Below are 2,963 nucleotides of genomic sequence, written 5' to 3'. Positions count from 1 at the left end.
GCCGTGGACGGGGCGGCGGCGCCTCCGTCCGGCTGCGGCCGACCCGTGGGCGCAGCGCTGTCGGCGCCCGTCGAAGCATGGGCCGGTGCCGGTTCCGGCGCGCGAGCGGTGTCGGGGGCCGGGCCGTCCGAACGCGGCCCCTCCGGAGCCGGAGCCGGCCGGGGCGCGTCGCCCTCGGATGCGGGCGGCGCGGGTGCGGGCCGTACGGAGTCGCCGTCCGGCGCGGGCCGGGAAACGCCGTTGTCGGGCGCGGGAGTTGGGCGCGGCGCGTCCGCCTCGGGCGACGTACGGGGCGCGTCGGCGCCGGACGCGTCCGAAGGCGACGCGTCGGGACCGGGGCCGGAGTCCGGCGTGGGACGGGGGCTCGGCGCGGGGCCGGGGTCCGAAGCAGACCCGGGATCCGAAGCAGACCCGGAGTCCGGCGCGGGGCGCGGGCTCGGCACCGGCCCGGAGTCCGGAGCGGGGTGCGAGGTGCGATCGGTGGAAGGGCCGTCGGAGGGGGACGCGGACGGTTCGGGCGACGTCGCGGGGGTTCCGGCGTCGGGCCGCTGGGTGGTGCCGGTGTCCGATGCCGGCGTCCCTGAGGGCGGGTCGGCGGCGCTGTCGGCAGAGCTCGGCGGCCGACCGGAGCCGGACGCGGCGGGATCGGAACCCGAATCCGGGGCGCCGGGCGCGTCGAAGGGGTTGTCGGAGTAGGACTGGTCGCTGGTGTCGGAGGGGCGGGGGTAGTGGCTGCCGCCGTCCGATCCGTCGCCGCTGTCCGAGCGAGTGCCGTCGGAGCCGTTGGGGGTGCTGGAGCCATCCGTTCCGTCGCCGCCGCCGGAAGCGGTGGCGCCGGAACTGCCGTCACCGGTACCGGGGTTGGGCGCAGCCGAACCGGACGGGCCGCCGGAGCCCGCGGGCGCGCCGGAGCCCGCGGGCGCGCCGGAGCCCGCGGGCGTACTGCTGCCCGAGGGTGCGGTGCTGTCGCCGCCCGCGCTCGTCGTGCCGTCCGAGCCGTCGCTGCCGGTCGAGCCGTCGCTGCCGGTGGAAGCGGGCCCGTCGGACCCGTCGCCGGAGGTGGTGGTCCCGTCTGCGCCGTCCGTACCCGGGGTGGTGCCGTCTCCGGCGGAGTCGCTGTTGCCGCTGTTCTCGACGCCTTCGCGGGCCGAACTCCCGGCCTGCGAGGCGAAGTTGTCGACGAAGTTGGAGCCGGCGTTCTCGACCTGGCTCTTGGCCTCTTCCTTGCCGGCCTCCACGCCCTTGTCGGCGGCGCTGCCGAAGTCGATGCCGTCCTGGGCGCCGAAGTGCTGGTTGGTGAACTGCCGCGCCAGGTCCTGGACCATGGCCTGGATGGCTTTCATCGCCGTCTGTTTCAACGCGTCGACGATCGTGTCCAGCAGCGCTTTCGCCGCCCACTTCAGGACTTGCGTCAAAATCGTGCGAGCCGCCGCGTAGAAACCGCCACTGGCCAGCGCCGACAACCCGAACGTCGGCGCCGCCGCGGCTGCCGCAGCCGCCAACTGCACCAGAAACACGATGACCTGAATGATCACCGCGATCTTCAACCCGATCACGATCCCGGCCGCGACCTGCAACGTCGTCGCCAACACCGTCGCCGCCGTACGGGCATCATCCAGATAACCGCTGCCCGTCCCCGAAAACTCCCTCCACGACTCGTTGAAACCCTCGATCGAGGTACCGAAGTTCTCCGAGGTGACGTTCCCCGCCGCCTTGCTCCCCGCCACCTGCAAAGCCTCGAGATCCATCGCGAACTGGATCCACGCCTGCGCCGACTCCATCAGCTTGGACTCATCGGCCTCCGGCCAGTTGAACCCCAGCATCCCCAGGCCCTTTTCGACCTCGGCAGGAAGCATCATCCCCACGGCCGGTCCCCCCTCGCACTACAGACACGGCAGCTTCGCCGACACCCTAACCGCACCTCCCTGACCAGCCACAAGGGCGGGGTGGAACGACCGGACGGCGGCGGCGTCCTCGCCACCCGGTGGCCACCGCCCCCAACCGGCTGTCGTGCACGGCCCGTTGGGCGGCCGACCGAAGCGTCGGGCCACGGTCACCGTCCGCCCACGGCGACCACGGCACCGCGCGGTCGGGCCCGGCGCGGACAGCGGTACGACGCGGATAGCGCGGACAGCGGTACGGCGCGGACAGCGGTACGACGCGGACAGCGGTACGGCGCGGACAGCGGCGCCGCGGAGCGCGGCCCACTGCGGCGCGTCAGCCGGAGGCGACCCGGGCGAAGGCGCTGTCGTCGAGCGTGTCCAGCAGTTCGGCCGGATCGCGGTACACCTCACCGGCTCCCGCCTCCGTGAGGTCGGCCTTCGGCAGGCCGCCGCTGAGCAGGCCGATCGCCGCCACCCCGGCACGGGCGGCGGCGCGCATGTCCCACACCGAGTCGCCGACGAAGACCGCGCGCTCGGCGGGGACGGAGGCCATGCGCAGTGCGCGTTCGACCTGTTCGGGGTGGGGTTTGCCCTGGGTGACGTGTGCGCCGCCGGCGATGTCGGTGATGGCGTCGTCGGCGTCCAACGCCCGCAGCAGCGCCTTCAGTTCGGTGTCGCCCGCGGAGGTCACCACGACGATTCGCCAGTCGCGGTCGGCGAGCTCGCGCAGCAGGTCGCGGGCTCCGGGCAGGACGGGGATGCGGCCGAACCAGGTGCCGTAGAGCACCGTGTGAGCGCTTTTGAGCGCCTCGTCGCCCTCGGTGTCCCGGTCGGGACCGAGGAGCCGTTCGAGCAGATCGGTGGCGCCCAGCCCGATGGCGCGGTGGATGGCGGCGGTCGGCACCGTGTGGCCGGCCTGGCGGAAGGCCTCCCACCAGGCCACCACATGGAGTGCGTTGGTGTCGGTGAGAGTGCCGTCCATGTCGAAGAGGGCGACGCGGTCGGTCATGGCGCTGTTCCGTTCGCTGGTGCTCCGTCGTCCCGGGGCGCAGGCCCCTGGGTCGTGGAGGTCTCGGGTGT

The 2,963-nt window shown here is 73.7% G+C and carries 2 protein-coding genes; both read right to left on the bottom strand.

Going from position 1 to position 2,963, the window contains the following annotated elements:
- On the bottom strand, positions 1 to 1,859 hold a 1,859-nt coding region (locus JGS22_RS20930), incomplete at its 3' end, for a WXG100-like domain-containing protein (protein ID WP_443742860.1).
- 358 nt (positions 1,860 to 2,217) lie between these two features.
- The gene (locus JGS22_RS20925; RefSeq protein ID WP_216815055.1) at positions 2,218 to 2,892 is read right to left on the bottom strand and encodes an HAD family hydrolase; all 675 of its coding nucleotides are present in this window, start codon (positions 2,890 to 2,892) and stop codon (positions 2,218 to 2,220) included.
- Positions 2,893 to 2,963: the final 71 nt, after the last annotated feature.

This window comes from Streptomyces tardus, assembly GCF_018101125.2.
In the GTDB taxonomy this organism is placed as follows: domain Bacteria; phylum Actinomycetota; class Actinomycetes; order Streptomycetales; family Streptomycetaceae; genus Streptomyces; species Streptomyces tardus.
The sequence above is the reverse complement of the archived record's forward strand: the minus strand, read 5'-3'. Positions and strand labels throughout refer to the sequence as shown.

Excerpts from the sequence above, each read along its gene's own strand:
- JGS22_RS20925 (WP_216815055.1), bottom strand. The coding sequence starts at position 2,892 with ATGACCGACCGCGTCGCCCTCTTCGACATGGACGGCACTCTCACCGAC.